Genomic DNA, 17,629 nt, shown 5'->3' on the forward strand with positions numbered 1-17,629 from the left:
TCCACCCGGCTCACGCACCGCGCATCTTGTCGTACCTCAACTCGCGATATATCGTCATTTCGACAACACGGCATCTCGCGAAGGAGACGTCTCCGCATGAACTCGTCCACGGAACAGATCGAGGCGGTCTCGACCCCCGCCGTGCGGGACTTCGCCCGGCCCCGCAGCGTCACGGTGACGATCGTCGGCGGCTCGGTCGACGTCATCGCCGCCCCCCTCACGGAGGACGCCCGCCTCGAGGTGCCCGAGCTCTCCGGCCCGCCGCTCACGGTCACGTGGACCGACGGCGCCCTCAAGATCGAGCAGGTGCGCGGCAGCGACGGGCAGCTCTGGAGCGGACTCAAGGCGATGCTCTCCGGCCTCGGCTCCGGCTCGGGCACCGCCCGCGCCCGCCTCACCCTCACGGTGCCCGACGAGGCCGCGGTTTCCGTGCGTACGGTCGGAGCCGACGTGCTCGTCGGCGGCACGCAGTCGGCGACGGTCTACACGGCCACCGGATCCGTCGCCCTCGACCGCCCCACCGGATGCGCCGACGTGACGACCGCGAGCGGCTCCGTCGACGCGGCCTCCCCCTCCGGGGAGCTCAGGGTCAAGACGGTCAGCGGTGACATCACCGTGCAGGACGCGGTGCTGCGCTCGACCCGCCTCAACACCGTCTCCGGCCGGGCGCTCCTCGACCTGCGCCACGGCCCCTCGCTCGTCACGGCGAACTCGGTCTCGGGTGAGGTCTGCGTGCGCCTGCCCGCGGGCAGCGGGTACGACGCGACGGTCGCCTCCTCCACCGGTCACGTCGTCGTCGCGGGCGAGCCTCTCGTCGAGGACGGCAACCGCGGCGGGCACCGCTACGGCGGCGACCGCAGCGTCGTCATCAAGGCCCGCACGATGACCGGAGACCTCCTCGTCCTCCACCGCGACGCACGGCTCGGCACGACCCCCGGCCCGGGCGGGCCCGTCATCGGCGACCCCACCCCCGGAACCTCGGGAATCCAGGACGACGTCCGCCCCGGCGGGTCGACATGGCCCCGTGACCCGGGCGACGACGCGGGGACGAACGGTCCGGGGTCCACGCGATGAGCGTCTTCGGACACGGTCAGATGCGGCTCTACCTCCTCGCCCTGCTGCGGGAGGGGCCGCGCCACGGCTACGACGTCATCCGCGATCTCGAGCACCGGTTCTCGGGGCTCTACTCCCCGAGCGCGGGCACGGTCTATCCGCGGCTCGCCAAGCTCGAGGAGGAGGGGCTCATCGAGCGCACCGACGAGGGACGCAAGGCGCTCTACCGCCTCACCGACACCGGACGCGCCGAGGTCGAGTCGCGCGGCGAGGAGGTCGACGCCCTCGAGTCGTCTCTCGACGCCTCGGCGACGCGTCTCGCCGAGGAGATGCGGGCCCGCGTCCGCGCCGGTGCCGCGGACCTGCGGGCGGAGATGGGGCAGGCGGCCGACGCGGCGACGTCCACGCTCCGCGAGGACGAGGAGCGCCCGGCGTGGTGGCAGGCGGCGATGGAGTCCGGCCTCGGCAACGTCGCGCGCTCCGGGGCTCCGGGTGGCCTCGGCCTCGAGATGCTCCTCGGGGGCCTGACGCGGGGGCTGTCGCCGGACGTCGAGACGGTGACGCGACTGCTCAACACGTGGGGGCCGGGGGGCTTCTCCACGCCCGAGAATACAGATGTGACGAACGACACTTCTGGGCGACGTAACGCAGCACCCGCATCCGGCGACACGGCACGGGACGCAGGGCCGACGAGCCCGTCCGCGGCCACCTCGTCCGCGACACGTTCACCCGGCCCCGACGCCGCCGGAAGCGCCGCGAGCGCACCGCTCGCCACCCCCACGGAGGCGCCCGTCGAGGTCGTCGGAGAGGTCGTGGACAACACGGTTCCTGCATCGGATTCCCCTGGCGACGGCGACGATCGCCGTCAGGACCCGTCGTTCCCCACCGCCGAGCAGGTGCGTGAGGTCGTCGCGATCCTCAAGGACGCCGGCGACCGCATCAGGGAGGTCCTCGACCGGCCGCGCGGCTGATCGACGACACCCTGCCGACAGGCCCCGGGTGGCGGTGCGGAGAGATCCGCGGAGCCGCCGCGAGGGGCCTGCGCGCATCCACGGGCCCCCTCGAAAGGCGTCCACGAAGGCGCCGCGCGGGTCCAGGACGCATCACGCGTGACTAGGGTGGGCCGGGCCCCGTCCCCCTCCAGGAGTGTTCTCATGCGCCTTCGCACCCTGCGTCCCGCCGTGGCCCTCGCGGCCGCCCTGACCGCCGTCCCGGCCGTCGCCACCGCGGCCCCCGGCCCCGTCGCCGCGACCCCGCCGTCGAGCCCGTCCTCCTGCGGGGTGTCGACGCCGCCGGTGGTCGTGTCGAGCGGCGCCGTGGCGCGGACGACGGCCCGCCTGTCGTCGTCGTGCCCACTGGGGTCGAGCGCGACGTGGCGTCTCGTCGGCCCGAACGGCCGCCAGGTGTCGAAGGTGTCGATCTCCGGCTCCCGCGCGGTGACGGTGTCGATCCCGACGCGATCGGCCGCCACCTTCGGCAACTACCGTCTCGTGCCGGTGTCGGGAACCGACACGGACTACGGCCTCATGATCGTCACCCCCGGCTCGGTCGCCGTGAAGGCGGGCTCCCGTCTGGCCGCGAAGGACTCGGGGCGGACCACGACCGTCGTCGCGACACGCTGGGACGCCGCGACGCGCAAGCAGGTCGCGTGGTCGCGCGCCCGTGTCACGCTCCAGCGCCGCACGTGCACCGGGACGACGTGCACGTGGAGCATCGCCGGGACGACCCGGACCGACTCCCGTGGTCGCGCCACGCTTCCCCGCCCCGCGGGGAACGCCGGCTCGTTCCGTGTCGTCACCGCCGCGTCGGCGACCGTCGGAGGTCGCACCGTCGTCCTCGGCGGCCACTGACCCGAGCCGCCGAGCCTCGGGCGCGTACTCGGAAGGCCGTCCGCGCAGACCGCGGAGGCTCCCCCAGGGTCTCAGGACCCACGCCTGCGACGCACCGGCCGCCGCAGATCGGGCACGAGACACCGCGCCGCCGTCACGGAGACGAACTCCGTGACGGCGGCGCGTCGCATGTGCGGGCGGGTGCCCGGGTCAGTTCGTGAGGACGATCTTGCCGAAGGTGTCCCCGGAGGCGAGCCGTTCGAAACCGCGGCGGGCCTCGGCGAGCGGCACCTCGAGGTCCACGACGGGTTCGAGGTCGTGCTGCCGGACGAACTGGGAGAGCAGGGCGAGCTCGTGCCGGTTGCCCATCGTGGAGCCGACGACGCGCAGCTGGCGGAAGAAGATCTTGGTGAGTTCGGCCTTCTTCGGCGCGTCACCGCTCGTCGCCCCGCACGTGACGATCGCGCCGCCGGGGCGGAGGACGTTGACGGAGTGGGACCACGTGGCGGCGCCGACGGTCTCCATGACGGCGTCGACCTTCTCCGGCAGCCGGGCGCCGGACTCGAAGACGGCCTCGGCGCCGAGCTCGAGGGCACGCTGCCGCTTCTCCTCGTCACGGCTCGTCACCCACACGCGCAGACCGGCGGCCGCGCCGAGCTGGATGCACGCCGTGGCGACGCCTCCCCCGGCGCCCTGCACGAGGACGAGACCACCGGGCGTGACACCCGCGTTCGTGAAGAGCATCCGGTAGGCGGTGAGCCACGCCGTCGGGAGGGCGGCGGCCGTGGCCCAGCTCATGTCGGCGGGCTTGGGGACGAGATTGGCCGTCGGCACGAGGACCCGCTCGGCGAACGTGCCCTGATGCACCTCGGAGAACAGCGACCGCTTCGGATCGAACGTCTCGTCACCCGACCACCCGGGCGAGGCGATGACGGAGTGGACGATGACCTCGTTGCCGTCGTCGTCGACGCCCGCGCCGTCGCAGCCGAGGATCATCGGCAGCCGTTCGGCGGGCAGACCGACACCCTGCAACGACCAGAGGTCGTGATGGTTGAGCGTCGCCGCCCGCAACGTGATGACCGACCACCCCTCCGTCGGCGTCGGCTCGGGCCGCTCGCCCACGACGAGACCGGCGAGAGGATCGGAGGGGGACTGGGATTCGCAGTAGACGGCGAGCATGAGGCCATGCTAGCGCCGGGACTCACGGGCGGGAGCTGACGTCGCGGTGGCGCGCCCCACGTCGACGGGGCTGCATGCGATCCACGATCCGCACGGCCGGGACCACGCTCCCGGCCGTGCGGCGGGCAGGGGACCTCCCGGCGCGCGACGGCGGAGGGGCCACGGGCGGCAGGCGGCAGTGATGGACGGGACGCGACGGCCCGCTCCTCGGCGACCGGGCGGGGACGCCGGGGAGTCGGGGCCTGGTCCGGACGCCCCACGGGGACAGGGGGATCGGGCCGACGCCGAGGCGGGTGGCAGCGAGGTGACGAGGGGCTCGCGACGTAAGATGGCGGTGTGGGACGCCTCGACGGCGTCGACTCGGCGGGGGGCCGGGGTGGTTCACGAATGGAGGACGTGTGCGCGCCGACGTGCGAATTCCGGGGCGTCCTGCCCTCCGATGGGCGGCCGTCGACGCGGCGGCCTGGGCGGTGGCGCTGTTCGCCTCGGTGTGGCTGCGGTACGACTTCCGGCCGGTGCGGGTGTTCGCCGCCGACACGTGGCTCGTCGTCGTCGGCATCGCGGTCGTCCACGTCCTCGTAGGCCTCGCGCTCCGGCTCTACGGGCGCAATCGGGCACGCGGCACGTATGAGGAGGCCGTCGACCTCACGGTCGCGACCGTTCTCACGGCGCTCGTGCTCCTCGCCTGGGTGCTCCTCGTCTACCCGCCGCCGGTGCCCCGCTCGTCGCCGGGCACGGCGGGTCCCCTCGCCCTCGCGTTCATGTTCGCGGCCCGGTTCCTCGTGCGCGCGCGGGCGACGCGACGTGCCGTGAACACGGGACGCGGCCGCCGCGCCCTCGTCTTCGGCGCGGGCGGCGCGGGCAGCCGCCTCGTGCGGATGCTCGTCTCGGAGGAGGACAGCCCCGTCTCCCCCGTCGCGTTCCTCGACGACGATCCCGACAAGCGGCGCCGCCGCATCGAGGGGATCCGCGTCCTCGGCGGCAGACACGACCTGCGCCGCGTCGCGCAGGAGGTCGATGCCGACCTCCTCGTCCTCGCCGCACCCACAGCGCCCGCGGAGGTCGTCGAGGAGATCTCCGAGGACGCCGCCGGAGCCGGCATCGACGTGAAGATCCTCCCGACGGTCGGCGAGGTGGTCGGCACGCCCGGTGTGCACGATCTCCGCGACGTCGACTTCGCCGACTTCCTCGGCCGTCGCCCCGTCGAGCTCGACACGGGCGCGATCGGCGCCCACCTCACGGGGCGTCGGGTGCTCGTCACCGGTGCGGGAGGGTCGATCGGTTCCGAGCTGTGCCGGCAGATCGCGCGGTTCTCCCCCGAACGCCTCGTCCTCCTCGACCGGGACGAGTCGGGCCTCCACGGCACGCAGGTGTCGCTCGTCGGCCATGGCCTCCTCGACACCGATGACATCGTGCTCGCCGACGTGCGCGACCGGGCTCGGCTCGACGAGGTGTTCGACGCGTGCCGCCCGCAGGTCGTGTTCCACGCCGCCGCCCTCAAGCACCTGCCCCTCCTCGAGCGGTACCCGGGCGAGGGATGGAAGACGAACGTCCTCGGCACGGCGAACGTTCTCGCGGCGGCCACGGCCGCGGGTGCCGACACCGTCGTCAACGTCTCGACCGACAAGGCCGCCGACCCCACCTCCGTCCTCGGCGTGACGAAGCGCATCGGCGAATGCCTCACGGCCTGGTACGCGCAGCACCATGCGGGGACGTTCGTGAGCGTGCGGTTCGGCAACGTCCTCGGTTCGCGGGGGTCGATCATCCCGGCGTTCACCGAGCAGATCCGCCGCGGCGGCCCCGTCACCGTCACGGACCCCGACGTGACGCGCTACTTCATGCTCATCCCGGAGGCCTGCCAGCTGGTGCTGCAGGCCTCGGCAATGGGGCACGACGGCGAGGTCATGGTGCTCGACATGGGCGAGCCGGTGCGGATCGACCACCTCGCCCGCACGCTCATCCGCCTCTCGGGCCGGCACGACGTCGACGTCGTCTACACGGGGCTTCGCCCCGGCGAGAAGCTCGAGGAGGAACTCTTCGGCGACGCGGAGGAGCGTCGCGCCACAGCCCACCCGCTCGTCCGCACGGTGGGGGTCCCGGCGCTCGATCCGGCGCGACTCAAGGAGCCTGCTCCCATCGCCGCCACCCCGCTCAAGGAGCACATGCGCGGCCTCGTCGACGCCGGGGCGCGCGCGGAGGTCAGCGCCGGCGGGGAGTGACGAGGGCGCGGACGGTGTCGAGGACGAGCCGAAGGTCCCCGGCGAGCGTCGCGTTCTCGACGTAGGCGACGTACATCGCCTGCTTGCAGGGCAGCAGGTTCTCGAGGTAGTGCCGCTCGGGGTCCTCGGCACGCGCGAGTTCGGCTCCTTCGTCGATGCCGGCGAGACTCGCGGGATCGGTGATGCCTGGCCGCACGGAGAGGATGATCGGGCGGACCACGGGGTCCCAGGCCGCGACGTAGCGAGGCACCTCGGGGCGGGGCCCGACGAGACTCATGTGGCCGACGAGCACGTCGTACAGCTGCGGTAGCTCGTCGAGCTTGGTGCGTCGCAAGAGCGCACCGACACGGGTGATGCGGGCGTCGCCGGTCGCCGTGACGGCCTGGCGGTCCTCCCCGGGCGCCGCGACGGTCATCGTGCGGAACTTGTGGATCTCGAACTCGCACCCGTGGAGGCCGACACGGGTCTGGGTGAAGAGCACCGGGCCGGGCGAGTCCGCCCGCACGGCGAGGGCGATTCCCGCGAGGAGGGGACTCGTCGCGAGGAGCCCGCCCGCCGAGACGACGACGTCGACCGAGCGCTTGAGCTGCGCCCGCCGACGGTCGACGCGGCGACGGGGCGGTCGGTGGTCCCCGGAGACGGACGTGGCCGTTCCCGTCCGTGCGGCGTCGGTCGCGCCCCCATCCGACAGGGGCGTCCCGGGCGGGGTCGTGACGGGCCGCGGCGTCGTGATCATCGGCCCCCCAGCGTGCGCCGCACGACGTCGACGACCCGCTCGACCTGGGCGTCGGTGAGCCCGGAGGACAGGGGCAGGCTCACGACGTGGGGGAAGTGCCGTTCGGCGACGGGGTAGGCCGCAGCGTCGAGCCCGTACGTCTTTCGCCAGTAGGGGTGCCGGTGGAGGGGGATGAAGTGGACGCTGGCGCCGATGCCCTCCTCCCCGAGGCGTGCGACGAACGCCTCCCGGTCGAGCGGGGCGTCCTCCCCGAGACGGAGGACGTAGAGGTGCCAGGCGTGGAGGTCGTCCTCCCGGTGCTCCCGGGGTGGGAGCTCGACGGGCAGGTCGGCGAAGGCCTCGTCGTACCGGTCGGCGATGGCGCGCCGCCGGTCACGCATCGCGACGGCCCGGCGCAGCTGGACGCGCCCCATCGCGGCGGCCGGGTCGGTGAGGTTGTACTTGTAGCCGGGCGCGACGATCTCGTACGCCCAGCCCGCGCCGGGGGTGGAGTAGCGATCGAAGACGTCGCGGCTGATGCCGTGGAGGCGCATCGTGCGGATGCGGCGGGCGAGGTCGGCGTCGTGGGTGACGACCATGCCGCCCTCCCCCGTCGTCATCGTCTTCGTCGCGTAGAAGCTGAAGACGACGGCCTCGCTCGCGCCGAGACCGATCGGGATACCGGAGGAGAGCGCGGGGAAGCCGTGTGCGGCGTCCTCGACGACGGAGATCCCCGCGTCGGCCGCGAGGGCGGCGACACCGGCCCGGTCGACGGGCAACCCGGCGAGGTGGACGGGCATGACGGCGCGGGTGCGAGGGGTGAGCGCGGCACGGGCGGCGTCGAGGTCGAGGAGGAGGTCGTCGGTGACGTCGACGATGACGGGATCGGCCCCGAGGTACCGGACGACCTCGGCGGTCGAGGTGAACGTCCACGTCGGCACGAGGACCTCGTCGCCCGGGCCGACGCCGATCGCCTCGAGGGCGAGATGGAGGCCGGCGGTGGCGGAGTTGAGGGCGACGGCGTGGACCTCGTCGGGGACGACGGCCTCGGCACCCCCCGCTGCGTGCGCACCCGCCTGAGTCCGGAGGAACTCGGCGAACTCCGTCTCGAACGCCGCGGCACGCGGCCCCGTCGTCAACCACCCGGAGCGGAGGGCCTCGACGACGGCGTCGATCTCGGCCTCGCCGACGTCGGGGGCGGCGAAGGGCACGACCGGCGGTGTCACGTCTGGGGATTCGCTCACATCGCTACGATAGGGCCACGACCTCGGAGGATGCGGCGCGCACGCCGGGGTCGACGTCTTTCGGACCCGAGGAGTAGCCCGTGCGCATCGGCGTGCTGACGCAGTGGTACGACCCGGAGCCCGGCCCGGCCGCCCTCCCCGGCGTCCTCGCGAGGGGCCTCCTCGCCCGTGGTCACGAGGTGCGCGTCCTCACCGGGTTCCCCAACTACCCCTCCGGCGAACTCGCCGAGGGGTGGCGGATGTCGCGGCGTCGCCGCCGGGTCGAGGACGGGGTCGACGTCACCCGTGTCGCGCTCTACCCGAGCCACGACGGCCGCGCATGGCGGCGCATGACGAACTACGGGTCGTTCGGCGCGAGCGCCCTCGTCAACGGGGCCTCCTCGTTCCGAGGCCTCGATGCGATGTGGGTCAACTACTCCCCCATCACGGTGGCCGCGCCGATGCTCGCGGCGCGTCACGTGCTCGGCGTGCCGGCGGTGTGCCACGTCGCGGATCTCTGGCCCGACACGCTCACCGCGGGCGGTTTCGCCCCACGACCCTCACCTCTCGTACGCACCGTCGAGGCGACGCTCGAGGCGTGGTGCGGAGCGATGTACGCCGCCTCGGAGGTCGTCACGTACATCGCACCGGGGGTGGGGGACGAACTCGCCCGCCGCGGGGTGCCCCGGCACAAGCTCGCCTACGCCCCGATGTGGGCGGAGGAGTCGACGTTCTTCCCCGCCGACGACGCGCTGCGTCGGGAGGGCGAGACGTGGCGGGCGTCCCTCGGGGTCGACCCCGACGACGTCGTCCTCCTCTACGCCGGGGCGATCGGCCACGCGCAGGGCCTCGAGACCCTCGTCGAGGCCGCGGCGCGGTACGCGGCCTCACCGTCGGCCGGGGCGCCGCGTCTGCGCGTCGTCGTCGTCGGCTCGGGCGTCGCCGAGGCCGACCTGCGCGCCCGGGCGGAGAAGGCCGGCCTCGTCCCCGATGCGGTCTCGTTCCCCGGACGGGTGCCACAGGACCGCATGCCGGTGCTCATGGCCGGCGCGGACGCCTGCTTCGTCGGCCTCGCCGCCACCCCCCTCTCCCGCATCACGATGCCGAGCAAGACCCAGGCCTCCCTCGCCGCGGCGAAGGCGCTCGTCGTCGCCGCGGACGGCGACGTCCAGGACGTGGCCCGCGAGTCCGGCGCCGGATGGGCCGTCGACTCCGGTGACGTCGCGGCGCTCACGGGCGTCCTCGCCGCCGTGTGCCAGAGTGGACGAGGAGGACTCGCCGACCGGGGCCGCCGGGGGCGGGCGTACTACGAGGAGCACTTCGGCCTCGACCGGGCGCTCGACCGCGCCGAGGCCCACCTCGAGACGGCACGCGCGGGTCGAGCCACCCGCACGACACGCACGACACGCAGGATCACGAGACGCACGACGGCGACACCCATGACATCCACGAGCACGGCGCACACGAGGAGGACGCGGTGATCGAGCACGTCGACCTCACCGGAACGACCGTCGCGATCACGGGAGGGACGGGGTCGTTCGGGTCGACGATGGCCCGGCACCTCCTGGGTCGAGGAGTGGGCGCGGTGCACGTGCTCTCCCGCGACGAGGCGAAGCAGCACGACATGCGGGTCGCTTTCGCCGACGACCGGCTCAAGTTCTTCCTCGGTGACGTGCGTGACCGGGCGAGCGTCGACGCGGCGTTCGTCGGCGCCGACCACGTCTTCCACGCGGCGGCGCTCAAGCAGGTGCCGAGTTGTGAGTTCTTCCCCGACCAGGCCGTGAAGACGAACGTCGTCGGCAGCGCGAACGTCGTCGACGCCGCCGCGGCCGCGGGCGTCCGCTCGCTCGTGTGCCTGTCGACCGACAAGGCCGTCTACCCCGTCAACGCGATGGGGATGAGCAAGGCGCTCATGGAGAAGACGGCGCAGGCGTTCGCGCGCCGCCACCCCGACGCGGCAACGACGGTGAGCGTCACCCGCTACGGCAACGTCATGTACTCCCGCGGGTCGGTCATCCCCCACTTCGTCGCGCAGATCCGCAGCGGGCGGCCGATGACCGTCACCGACCCGAGCATGACCCGGTTCCTCATGTCGCTCGCGGAGTCGGTCGACCTCGTCGAGTACGCCTTCGAGCATGCGCAGCCGGGCGACCTGTTCGTCCGCAAGGCCCCCGCGAGCACGGTGGAGACCCTCGCCCGCGCCGTCGCCGTCGTCATGGGCGTGCCCGACCACCCCATCGAGGTCATCGGCACCCGCCACGGCGAGAAGCGGCACGAGACCCTCCTCTCCCGCGAGGAGCGCGCGACGGCCACCGACGAGGGCGACTACTACCGCGTGCCCGTCGACGCCCGTTCCCTCCAGTACGAGAAGTACTTCGAGGAGGGCGACCCCCGCGCGAGCGTCGAGACCGACTACACCTCGGAGAACACCGAACGCCTCGACGTCGAGGGCACGGTCGCGCTGCTGCGCACGCTGCCCGAGATCGTGATCCTTCCTGAGGGACGCTGATGCGCGTCGTCGTCACCGGCGCCGCCGGGTTCCTCGGGTGGCACACCCGCACCCGTCTGCTGCTCACGCGCCCCGAGTTGGAGGTCGTGCCCGTCGGCCGCGCCGAGTGGCCGCGCCTGTGCGAGCTCGTCACGGGCGCGGACGCCGTGCTCCACCTCGCCGGGCACAACCGCGGTGAGGAGGACGAGCTCGCCCACGGCAACGTCGCCCTCGCCACCGACCTCACGGGCGCCCTCGACGCGGCGGGCGTCGCCCCGACCGTCGTCTACGCGGGCAGCACGTACGTCGACCCCGGCCACTGGGGCGTCGACTCCCCCTATGCCGCGGGCAAGCGTGGCGCCGGGGACGCCCTGCGCGAGTGGGCGACTCGCAGCGGTGCCGTCGTGCGGGAGGTGCGCCTTCCCGGCCTCTTCGGCGAGCACGGACGCCCGGAGTACAACAGCTTCGTCGCGACGTTCGCGCACCGCATCGCCCACGGCGAGCAGCCGAGCATCGTCGGCGACCGCGAGCTGCCGCTCCTCCACGTCCAGGACGCCGCCGAGGCGCTCCTCGACGTCGTCGAGCAGGGCGCGGTCGCGCCGGAGGTGACGTGGCCGCAGGGCCGTCCGATCCTCATCTCCGAGGTCGCCCACCGGTTCGCCCACATGCACGAGGTCTACGCCCCCCTCGGCGAGATCCCCGCCCTCGCCGACGCGTTCGACGTCGCGCTGTTCAACACCCTCCGCGCCGCGATGTGGCCGGACGCCTACCCGCTGCGCCCCACGCCGCGCTCGGACGAGCGCGGCACCCTCGTCGAGACGATCCGCGTCCACGGCGGCACCGGGCAGGCGTTCGTCTCGAGCACGAACCCGGGGTACACGCGCGGCGACCACGTCCACCTCCACAAGATCGAACGGTTCCAGGTGCTCTCGGGGACGGGGCTCATCCGGCTCCGCCGCGTCCTCACCGACGAGGTCCTCGAGTTCCGCTGCACCGGTGACGAGCCCGCCGTCGTCGACATGCCGACGATGTGGACCCACTCGATCGAGAACGTCGGCGACACCGAGCTCGTCACCGCGTTCTGGACGAACGATCTCCTCGACCCGGAGAACCCCGACACCTACCCGCTGCCCGTCCTCACCGGGCGCGACCGAACCGGAGCGTGACCATCGTGGGAGCGACGTACGAGTACACGGGCCTGCGGCCCACCGACATCGCCGAACTCGCGCGCATCCACGAGCGTGGGTTCCCGGCATTCTTCCTCACGAGCCTCGGGCTGCCGTTCCTCCGCGAGTTCTACCGCGGCCACCTCGACGACCCCAGCGCGGTCGCCGTCGTCGCCCGCCTCGCCTCGGGGCCACAGCGCGGTCGTCCCGTCGGGGTCGTCGTCGGAACGACGCGGCCCGCGGGGTTCTACTCCCGCCTCCTTCGTCGACACGGCGTCGCGTTCGCCCTCGCGGGGGCACGCGGCGCGCTGCGTCACCCGACCGCCGTGCCCCGACTCGTGCGGGCCCTCACGTACCGCGGCGACGCCCCCGCCCCCTCGTTCGCGCTGCTCTCCTCGATCGTCGTCGACCCGGCCCACGGCGGCTCCGGCATCGGCGCCGAACTCCAGGAGCGGTGGTGCCACCGGGCCGCGGCCATGGGCGCCCGCCGCGCCTACCTGCAGACCGACGCCGACGAGAACATCGCCGTCCGCGCCTTCTACCGCCGCTGCGGCTGGGTCGAGACGCAGGTGAGCACGACACCCGAGGGACGACGACTCATGCGCAACGAACGTGACCTCACCGCCCTCGCACCCGGCGACGACACCCACCCCACCGATCCGAGGAGCACGCGATGACCAGGGTCATGACGATCGTCGGCACGAGGCCCGAGATCATCCGCCTCTCGCGGGTGATGGCACGCCTCGACGAGACCGTCGACCACGTCCTCGTCCACACCGGACAGAACTACGACTACGAGCTCAACGGGATCTTCTTCGACGAGCTCGGCATCCGGCGTCCCGACCACTTCCTCGAGGTCGACACCTCGAGCCTGGGGCGGGTGCTCGGCGAGACCCTCATCAAGACCGAGCAAGTGCTCGACGAGGTGCGCCCCGACGCCGTGCTCATCCTCGGCGACACGAACAGCGCGGTCGCGGCGATCATCGCCAAACGCAAACGGATCCCCGTCTACCACATGGAGGCCGGCAACCGCTGCTTCGACGAGAACGTCCCCGAGGAGACGAACCGTCGCCTCGTCGACCACGTCGCCGACTTCAACCTCGTCTACACCGAGCATGCGCGCCGAAACCTCCTCTCCGAGGGACTCCACCCGCGCCGCATCCTCCTCACCGGCTCGCCGATGAAGGAGGTCCTCGACCACCACGCCGACGCCTTCGCCGCGAGCACCGCCCCCGCCGACCTCGGCCTCGAGCCGCGTGGGTACCTCCTCGTCTCGGCGCACCGCGAGGAGAACGTCGACGACCCCGCCCGCCTCTCGGCGCTGCTGCGGTGCCTCGTCGCCGCCCGCGACGCGTTCGACGTGCCCGTCCTCGTCTCGACGCACCCGCGGACGCGCAAACGCCTCGACGTCCTTGCGGCACGACCGGGAGCCGAGGACATCGACCTCGACGGCATCACGTTCCACCCGCCCCTCGGGTTCATCGACTACGTGCGCCTCCAGCAGGACGCCCTCTGCGTCCTCTCGGACTCGGGCACGATCAGCGAGGAGTCCTCCCTCCTGCGGTTCCCGGCGGTGACGCTGCGCGACTCGATCGAGCGGCCCGAGGCCCTCGACACCGGCGCCATCGTCATGACCGGGCTCGACCCCGAGGGCGTCGTCGAGGCCGTCCACGACGCGATCTCCACCGTCGGCCCCGACGGACGCACCGACGTCGTCCTCCCCGCCGACTACGACATCGACGACTGCTCCCAGCGTGCCGTCCGGTTCGTCCTCTCCACCCACCGCCGTCACCGGCAGTGGTCGGGGCTGCGGGAACAGGGCCCGACACGATGACGACGGACGAGACGCCACGGCCGTCCTCCCGGCCCGTCGTCGACGGGGCGGTGTCTCCCCGCACCGCGCTCGTCGAACACCGGGCCCCGCTCGTCGCGAGCGCGGGGGGCGAGGGGCCGCTCGTCTCGATCCTGTCCCCCGTCCGCGACGAGCACGCCCACCTGCGGTCGATGCTCGACAGCGTCCTCGCCCAGGACCACGCGCACTTCGAACTCCTGCTCGTCGACGACGGCTCGACCGACGACACGGCCGACATCGTCGCCGAGTACGCGGCCCGCGACTCCCGCGTTCGGCTCGTCGCCTCGGGCACGGCGATGGGCAAGGTCGCGGCGTTCGACACCGCCTACGCGGCGTCCTCGGGTGAGGTCGTGTGCCACGTCGGTGGTGACGACACCGTGCCCGCCAACGCGCTGACGAGCCGCGTCGAGGCACTGCGTCCCTACCTCGACCGTCCGGCCGTCGCGTTCTTCAAGCTCGAACTCTTCGAGGAGACCCCCGGCAACTCGCCCACCGTCGTCCCCCGCGGGCGTCGCGGCAGCATGTCGGGCCCGTCGATCACGATGACCCGTCCGCTCGCCGAGCGCGTCATGCCCATCCCCGGCCACCTCGTCTCCGAGGACATCTGGATGGGCAACGCCGCCGACGCGCTCGCCGAGGTGCGGGTCGACTCGGGCGACGTCGTCGTCCACTACCGCCGCCATGCGGGCAACTCCAACCCGCGCAACAAGCCGTTCACCGCGATGGACGAGGCCCTCCACGCGCGGTTCGCCGCGCTCGACGCCCTGCTCGCCACCGACCGGTTCGACCTGCCGGACGACGTGCGCCGTCGGCTCGCCGCCGAGGTCGAGGCCGAACGCCTCCGCCACGAGGGGCGCACGGGCGCGGTCCTCACCTCCGACCTGCCGCTCGTCGACCGTCTCGCCGTCGCCTCGATGTCGCACCCCGTGCTGTGGCGTGCCCGCGCCCGCTTCCTCACGCCCCTCACCGGCTGGCGAGGACGCTGAGCATGCGTGTCGCTATCGTCGCCGGGGAGTACCCCACTTCCCGAGCCCCCGAGCGCGCGATGTTCGTGCGGGACCAGGTCGACGCCCTCCGCGCGGCCGGTCACGACGTCACCGTCGTCCACCACGAACCCCCGACGCTGCGCCGTGCCGTCACCGACGTGCGCCGGCGCCGCGCCGTCACCGACGTGCGCCGGCGCCGCGCCGAACGCCGCGCAGCCGCATCCACGTCCACGCCGGTCGCGGGAAGGAGGGCGAGCGTCACCGTGTCCTCAGCGTCCACGACTGCGCCGTCACCCGCTCCCGCCGTCGTGGCCCCGGGCACCGCACCGTCGCCGAGCGGGTCCGCCGGAAAAGGTGCCTCCGCCCGGCTGCGCACGGCCGGTCGTGTCCTCCACGATCGCGCCGGTCAGGCCGCCGCGGCGGCGGCGATGCGGCGGGACCTGCGCCGTCTCGACCCGGCGCCCGAGGTCGTCCACGCCCACAATGTCTTCCCTGCCGGGGCCGCCGCGGTGCGGTTCGGACGGGAGCGGGACGTGCCCGTCGTCGTCACCGAGCACTCGAGCGCGTTCCGACGTGATCAGCTCGCCCCGTCCGAGATCGCCCGTGCGCGACGGATCTACGAGGCGTGCGCCGCCGTCGTCGCGGTGAGTCCGAGCCAGGCCGCGGCGCTCCCCGCCGAGGACGTCGTCGTCGTGGGCAACGTCGTCCCGGCCGGATTCGGGCTGCGACGCCCGGAGGCGGCGCGTTCCGGCGACCTCGTGAGCATCGGCACCCTCAGGGCACACAAGGGGATGGATGCCCTCGTCCGCGCCTACGCGATCCTCCCGGCGCACGTCCGGGACCGGCATCACCTCGTCCTCGTCGGGGACGGCCCCGAGGCGCCGCGGCTGGCCGCCCTCGTCGCCGAGCTCGGGCTCACGGGCCGGGTCCGCCTCACCGGCCATGTGGCGCGGGATCGGGTCGCGACCATCCTCCGGGGTGCCGCGCTCGTCGTCTCGGCGAGTCCCGTCGAGACGTTCGGCGTGACGCTGCTCGAGGGGTTGTCGGCGGGCGTCCCGTTCGTCGCGGTCCGCAGCGGCGGGCCGGAGAGCGTGTGGTTTCCCGGTGCGGGCGTCCTCGTCCCGACGGGCTCGCCCGAGAACCTCGCCCTGGGCCTCGAGGCGGCCCTGACGCCGGGGACGGACGAGTGCACGACGACGCCCGACGAGGACCGCCGCCGCGTCGCGCAGGACCGGTTCGGTGGCCCTGCGGTCGCGGCCCGACTCAGCGCGCTCTACCGGGCAGCAACCGCAGCACCCGGCGACCGCACAGGACGCTGACGGCGAACACTCCGAGCACTCCGACCGCGACGACGACCGGCCCGGCGCCGAGGAGCCGCGCCACCACCGACGCCGCTGCAGCGAGGAGCGTGACGACGAACGGGCCGAGCAGGTCGCGCAGCAACCGTTGCCGAGACACGCCCGCAAGGCCGAGCACCCACGACGTGAACGCCGCGCAGATGACCACGCCTGCCACCGAGTACCACGCCACGCCCGTCACCGCCGAGGCCGTGAGGACGCCGACGTAGAGGCCGACGAGGCGACTGCCCGCCTCCGCGAGGGAGATGAGGAGGATGCGCCCGAGCTGGTCGCGCACCGTGGCGTAGGTCGACAGTGGGGAGGAGACGAAGTTCGCCGCGAGCCACGGCGCCATCACCGCCGCGAGCACACCCGCCTCCCGCCACCGCACACCGAACACGAGCGCGAAGAGTTCCGGCCCGAGGAGCCACACGATGGAGAACACCGGCAGGGCGACGAGGACGAGGGCCTCGGTCGCCCGGCGGAGTTCGACGCCGGTCCGCGCGCCGTCGCTCTCCCGGTCGAGGCGGGCGAGCCTGGGGAAGAGCACCTGGGAGACGGCCTGCCCGAGGAGCACGGCCGGTGCCGCGAGCAACCGTGTCGCGAACCCGAACTGTCCCGCGAACGCGACGCCGTACCACCGGGCCACCAGTGGTGCGACGGCCCCCACGGAGACGACGTTGAGCAGGGCGGGGAAGGTGTTGAGCATCGGCATCCGACGCCATCGGGACGCGACCACGCGAAAGGACGTGCCGCGCCGGAGGAGACCCCCCGTACCCATCCACGCCGCGTTGAGCACCCGGCCGATCCCCTGACCGACGCTGAGACCCGGCGCCCACCCGGCGATGCCGAGGACGACCTGGGTGAGGACCTGCCCGACCGACGACACGACGCCCGCCCGCCCCTGACGGGCGAACCGGCCGTCGCGGGAGGCAGCCATGCGGATCGCGGAGAAGCAGGCCGTGCCCCACAGGACGAAGGGGATCGCCCACCAGGCACCCCCCACCCACAGACCGGGCACCCCACGGACGAGCGCGAGCCCACCGAGGACGACGAACACGGTCAGCGAGGCGAGTGTCGTCGTCGTCAGGCACAACCGCGTGAGCGCCCGGGCGTCGTCCTCGGACTCGGCGAGCGGGATCGCCATCTCGTACCTGAGCGTGGCGAGGACGGCGAGGATGTTCGCCCACGCGAGGATCACGGCGAAGTGGCCGAAGTCGTCCGGGCCGTAGAGACGGGCCGTGACGATCTGGCCGGCGGCGAGCACGATCTGCGACACGAGCGCACCCGAGGAGAGGTAGGCGATGTCGCGTCCCGACGCCCCGAGCAACGACCCGTCACGGAGTCGGCGGATGATCCTCACCCGCAGATCGTAGGCGGGAGAACGTCTCCGCCCCTGCGGCGACGCGGCCCGACGGACGGGGCGCCCTGCGACTTGAGCATGCGTCCAAGTCGAATTGGTGACGTGTGCACACGCACCTAAACTGGCAGGGAGTCCCTGCACGTCGGGGACGCACTGTCGGTTCGACGAGGGGGAAGATCGTGGCCACACCGGCCGAGAACAATCGTGATCCGTGGGGAC

Annotated in this window: 15 protein-coding genes; 11 read left to right on the forward strand and 4 right to left on the reverse strand. The window is 73.1% G+C overall.

Annotation, left to right across the window (positions count from 1 at the left end; all coding sequences use genetic code 11):
- The first annotated feature begins 96 nt into the window (after positions 1 to 96).
- From MOPEL_RS00860 to MOPEL_RS00870, 3 genes are all read left to right on the forward strand, one after another.
- On the forward strand, positions 97 to 1,074 hold the full coding sequence (locus tag MOPEL_RS00860; RefSeq protein ID WP_009480951.1) for a DUF4097 family beta strand repeat-containing protein: 978 nt from the start codon (positions 97 to 99) through the stop codon (positions 1,072 to 1,074).
- Positions 1,071 to 2,024 (forward strand): PadR family transcriptional regulator, encoded by a 954-nt coding sequence (locus MOPEL_RS15540; RefSeq protein WP_009480952.1) that lies wholly within the window; start codon positions 1,071 to 1,073, stop codon positions 2,022 to 2,024. Before MOPEL_RS00860 ends, MOPEL_RS15540 begins: the two co-directional genes overlap by 4 nt.
- Before the next feature lie 183 nt (positions 2,025 to 2,207).
- Entirely contained in the window at positions 2,208 to 2,903 is a 696-nt protein-coding gene (locus MOPEL_RS00870) for a hypothetical protein (protein WP_009480953.1), read from the forward strand.
- Between the two features lie 189 nt (positions 2,904 to 3,092).
- Here the strand turns inward: MOPEL_RS00870 and MOPEL_RS00875 are convergent, their stop codons facing one another.
- Positions 3,093 to 4,061 carry a zinc-binding dehydrogenase gene (locus MOPEL_RS00875; RefSeq protein WP_009480954.1) on the reverse strand — a complete coding sequence of 323 codons (969 nt, stop codon included), beginning with the start codon at positions 4,059 to 4,061 and terminating at the stop codon, positions 3,093 to 3,095.
- A 398-nt stretch (positions 4,062 to 4,459) separates the two neighbouring features.
- Here MOPEL_RS00875 and MOPEL_RS00880 point away from each other — a divergent pair, with 398 nt between their 5' ends.
- Positions 4,460 to 6,280 (forward strand): polysaccharide biosynthesis protein, encoded by a 1,821-nt coding sequence (locus MOPEL_RS00880; RefSeq protein WP_009480955.1) that lies wholly within the window; start codon positions 4,460 to 4,462, stop codon positions 6,278 to 6,280.
- On the opposite strand, the gene MOPEL_RS00885 is transcribed toward MOPEL_RS00880, so the two are convergent.
- Positions 6,261 to 7,016 (reverse strand): sugar transferase, encoded by a 756-nt coding sequence (locus tag MOPEL_RS00885; protein WP_009480956.1) that lies wholly within the window; start codon positions 7,014 to 7,016, stop codon positions 6,261 to 6,263. The two genes, MOPEL_RS00880 and MOPEL_RS00885, sit on opposite strands and share 20 nt — an antisense overlap.
- Positions 7,013 to 8,239 (reverse strand): DegT/DnrJ/EryC1/StrS family aminotransferase, encoded by a 1,227-nt coding sequence (locus tag MOPEL_RS00890; RefSeq protein ID WP_009480957.1) that lies wholly within the window; start codon positions 8,237 to 8,239, stop codon positions 7,013 to 7,015. The genes MOPEL_RS00885 and MOPEL_RS00890 overlap by 4 nt, the downstream gene beginning before the upstream one ends.
- An 80-nt stretch (positions 8,240 to 8,319) precedes the next feature.
- Between MOPEL_RS00890 and MOPEL_RS00895 the strand changes: the two genes are divergently transcribed.
- From MOPEL_RS00895 to MOPEL_RS00925, 7 genes are read left to right on the forward strand one after another with little or no spacing between them, the layout of a single operon-like run.
- Positions 8,320 to 9,699: a glycosyltransferase family 4 protein gene (locus MOPEL_RS00895; RefSeq protein WP_009480958.1), complete on the forward strand. Its 1,380-nt coding sequence runs from the start codon at positions 8,320 to 8,322 to the stop codon at positions 9,697 to 9,699.
- Entirely contained in the window at positions 9,696 to 10,727 is a 1,032-nt protein-coding gene (locus tag MOPEL_RS00900) for a polysaccharide biosynthesis protein (RefSeq protein ID WP_009480959.1), read from the forward strand. The genes MOPEL_RS00895 and MOPEL_RS00900 overlap by 4 nt, the downstream gene beginning before the upstream one ends.
- Complete coding sequence (locus MOPEL_RS00905) at positions 10,727 to 11,872, forward strand: polysaccharide biosynthesis C-terminal domain-containing protein (RefSeq protein WP_009480960.1); 1,146 nt, start codon at positions 10,727 to 10,729, stop codon at positions 11,870 to 11,872. The genes MOPEL_RS00900 and MOPEL_RS00905 overlap by 1 nt, the downstream gene beginning before the upstream one ends.
- On the forward strand, positions 11,869 to 12,549 hold the full coding sequence (locus MOPEL_RS00910) for a GNAT family N-acetyltransferase (RefSeq protein WP_051992156.1): 681 nt from the start codon (positions 11,869 to 11,871) through the stop codon (positions 12,547 to 12,549). The genes MOPEL_RS00905 and MOPEL_RS00910 overlap by 4 nt, the downstream gene beginning before the upstream one ends.
- Positions 12,546 to 13,706, forward strand: coding sequence for a non-hydrolyzing UDP-N-acetylglucosamine 2-epimerase (gene wecB, locus MOPEL_RS00915; RefSeq protein WP_009480962.1), 1,161 nt, complete (start codon positions 12,546 to 12,548; stop codon positions 13,704 to 13,706). Before MOPEL_RS00910 ends, wecB begins: the two co-directional genes overlap by 4 nt.
- Positions 13,703 to 14,710 carry a glycosyltransferase family 2 protein gene (locus tag MOPEL_RS00920; RefSeq protein ID WP_009480963.1) on the forward strand — a complete coding sequence of 336 codons (1,008 nt, stop codon included), beginning with the start codon at positions 13,703 to 13,705 and terminating at the stop codon, positions 14,708 to 14,710. The genes wecB and MOPEL_RS00920 overlap by 4 nt, the downstream gene beginning before the upstream one ends.
- A gap of 2 nt (positions 14,711 to 14,712) precedes the next feature.
- Positions 14,713 to 16,029: a glycosyltransferase gene (locus MOPEL_RS00925; protein WP_009480964.1), complete on the forward strand. Its 1,317-nt coding sequence runs from the start codon at positions 14,713 to 14,715 to the stop codon at positions 16,027 to 16,029.
- Here the strand turns inward: MOPEL_RS00925 and MOPEL_RS00930 are convergent.
- Positions 15,974 to 17,410 carry a lipopolysaccharide biosynthesis protein gene (locus MOPEL_RS00930; RefSeq protein ID WP_009480965.1) on the reverse strand — a complete coding sequence of 479 codons (1,437 nt, stop codon included), beginning with the start codon at positions 17,408 to 17,410 and terminating at the stop codon, positions 15,974 to 15,976. The two genes, MOPEL_RS00925 and MOPEL_RS00930, sit on opposite strands and share 56 nt — an antisense overlap.
- Between the last annotated feature and the right edge of the window lie 219 nt (positions 17,411 to 17,629).

Source organism: Mobilicoccus pelagius NBRC 104925 (assembly GCF_000247995.1).
GTDB classification, from domain to species: Bacteria; Actinomycetota; Actinomycetes; order Actinomycetales; family Dermatophilaceae; genus Mobilicoccus; species Mobilicoccus pelagius.

Bases quoted from the DNA above. Each gene is read 5' to 3' on its own strand.
- MOPEL_RS00905 (WP_009480960.1), top strand. From the start codon at position 10,727: ATGCGCGTCGTCGTCACCGGCGCCGCCGGGTTCCTCGGGTGGCACACC.
- MOPEL_RS00885 (WP_009480956.1), bottom strand. From the start codon at position 7,016: ATGATCACGACGCCGCGGCCCGTCACGACCCCGCCCGGGACGCCCCTG.
- MOPEL_RS00925 (WP_009480964.1), top strand. From the start codon at position 14,713: ATGCGTGTCGCTATCGTCGCCGGGGAGTACCCCACTTCCCGAGCCCCC.
- MOPEL_RS00875 (WP_009480954.1), bottom strand. From the start codon at position 4,061: ATGCTCGCCGTCTACTGCGAATCCCAGTCCCCCTCCGATCCTCTCGCC.
- wecB (WP_009480962.1), top strand. From the start codon at position 12,546: ATGACCAGGGTCATGACGATCGTCGGCACGAGGCCCGAGATCATCCGC.
- MOPEL_RS00870 (WP_009480953.1), top strand. From the start codon at position 2,208: ATGCGCCTTCGCACCCTGCGTCCCGCCGTGGCCCTCGCGGCCGCCCTG.
- MOPEL_RS00860 (WP_009480951.1), top strand. From the start codon at position 97: ATGAACTCGTCCACGGAACAGATCGAGGCGGTCTCGACCCCCGCCGTG.
- MOPEL_RS15540 (WP_009480952.1), top strand. From the start codon at position 1,071: ATGAGCGTCTTCGGACACGGTCAGATGCGGCTCTACCTCCTCGCCCTG.
- MOPEL_RS00920 (WP_009480963.1), top strand. From the start codon at position 13,703: ATGACGACGGACGAGACGCCACGGCCGTCCTCCCGGCCCGTCGTCGAC.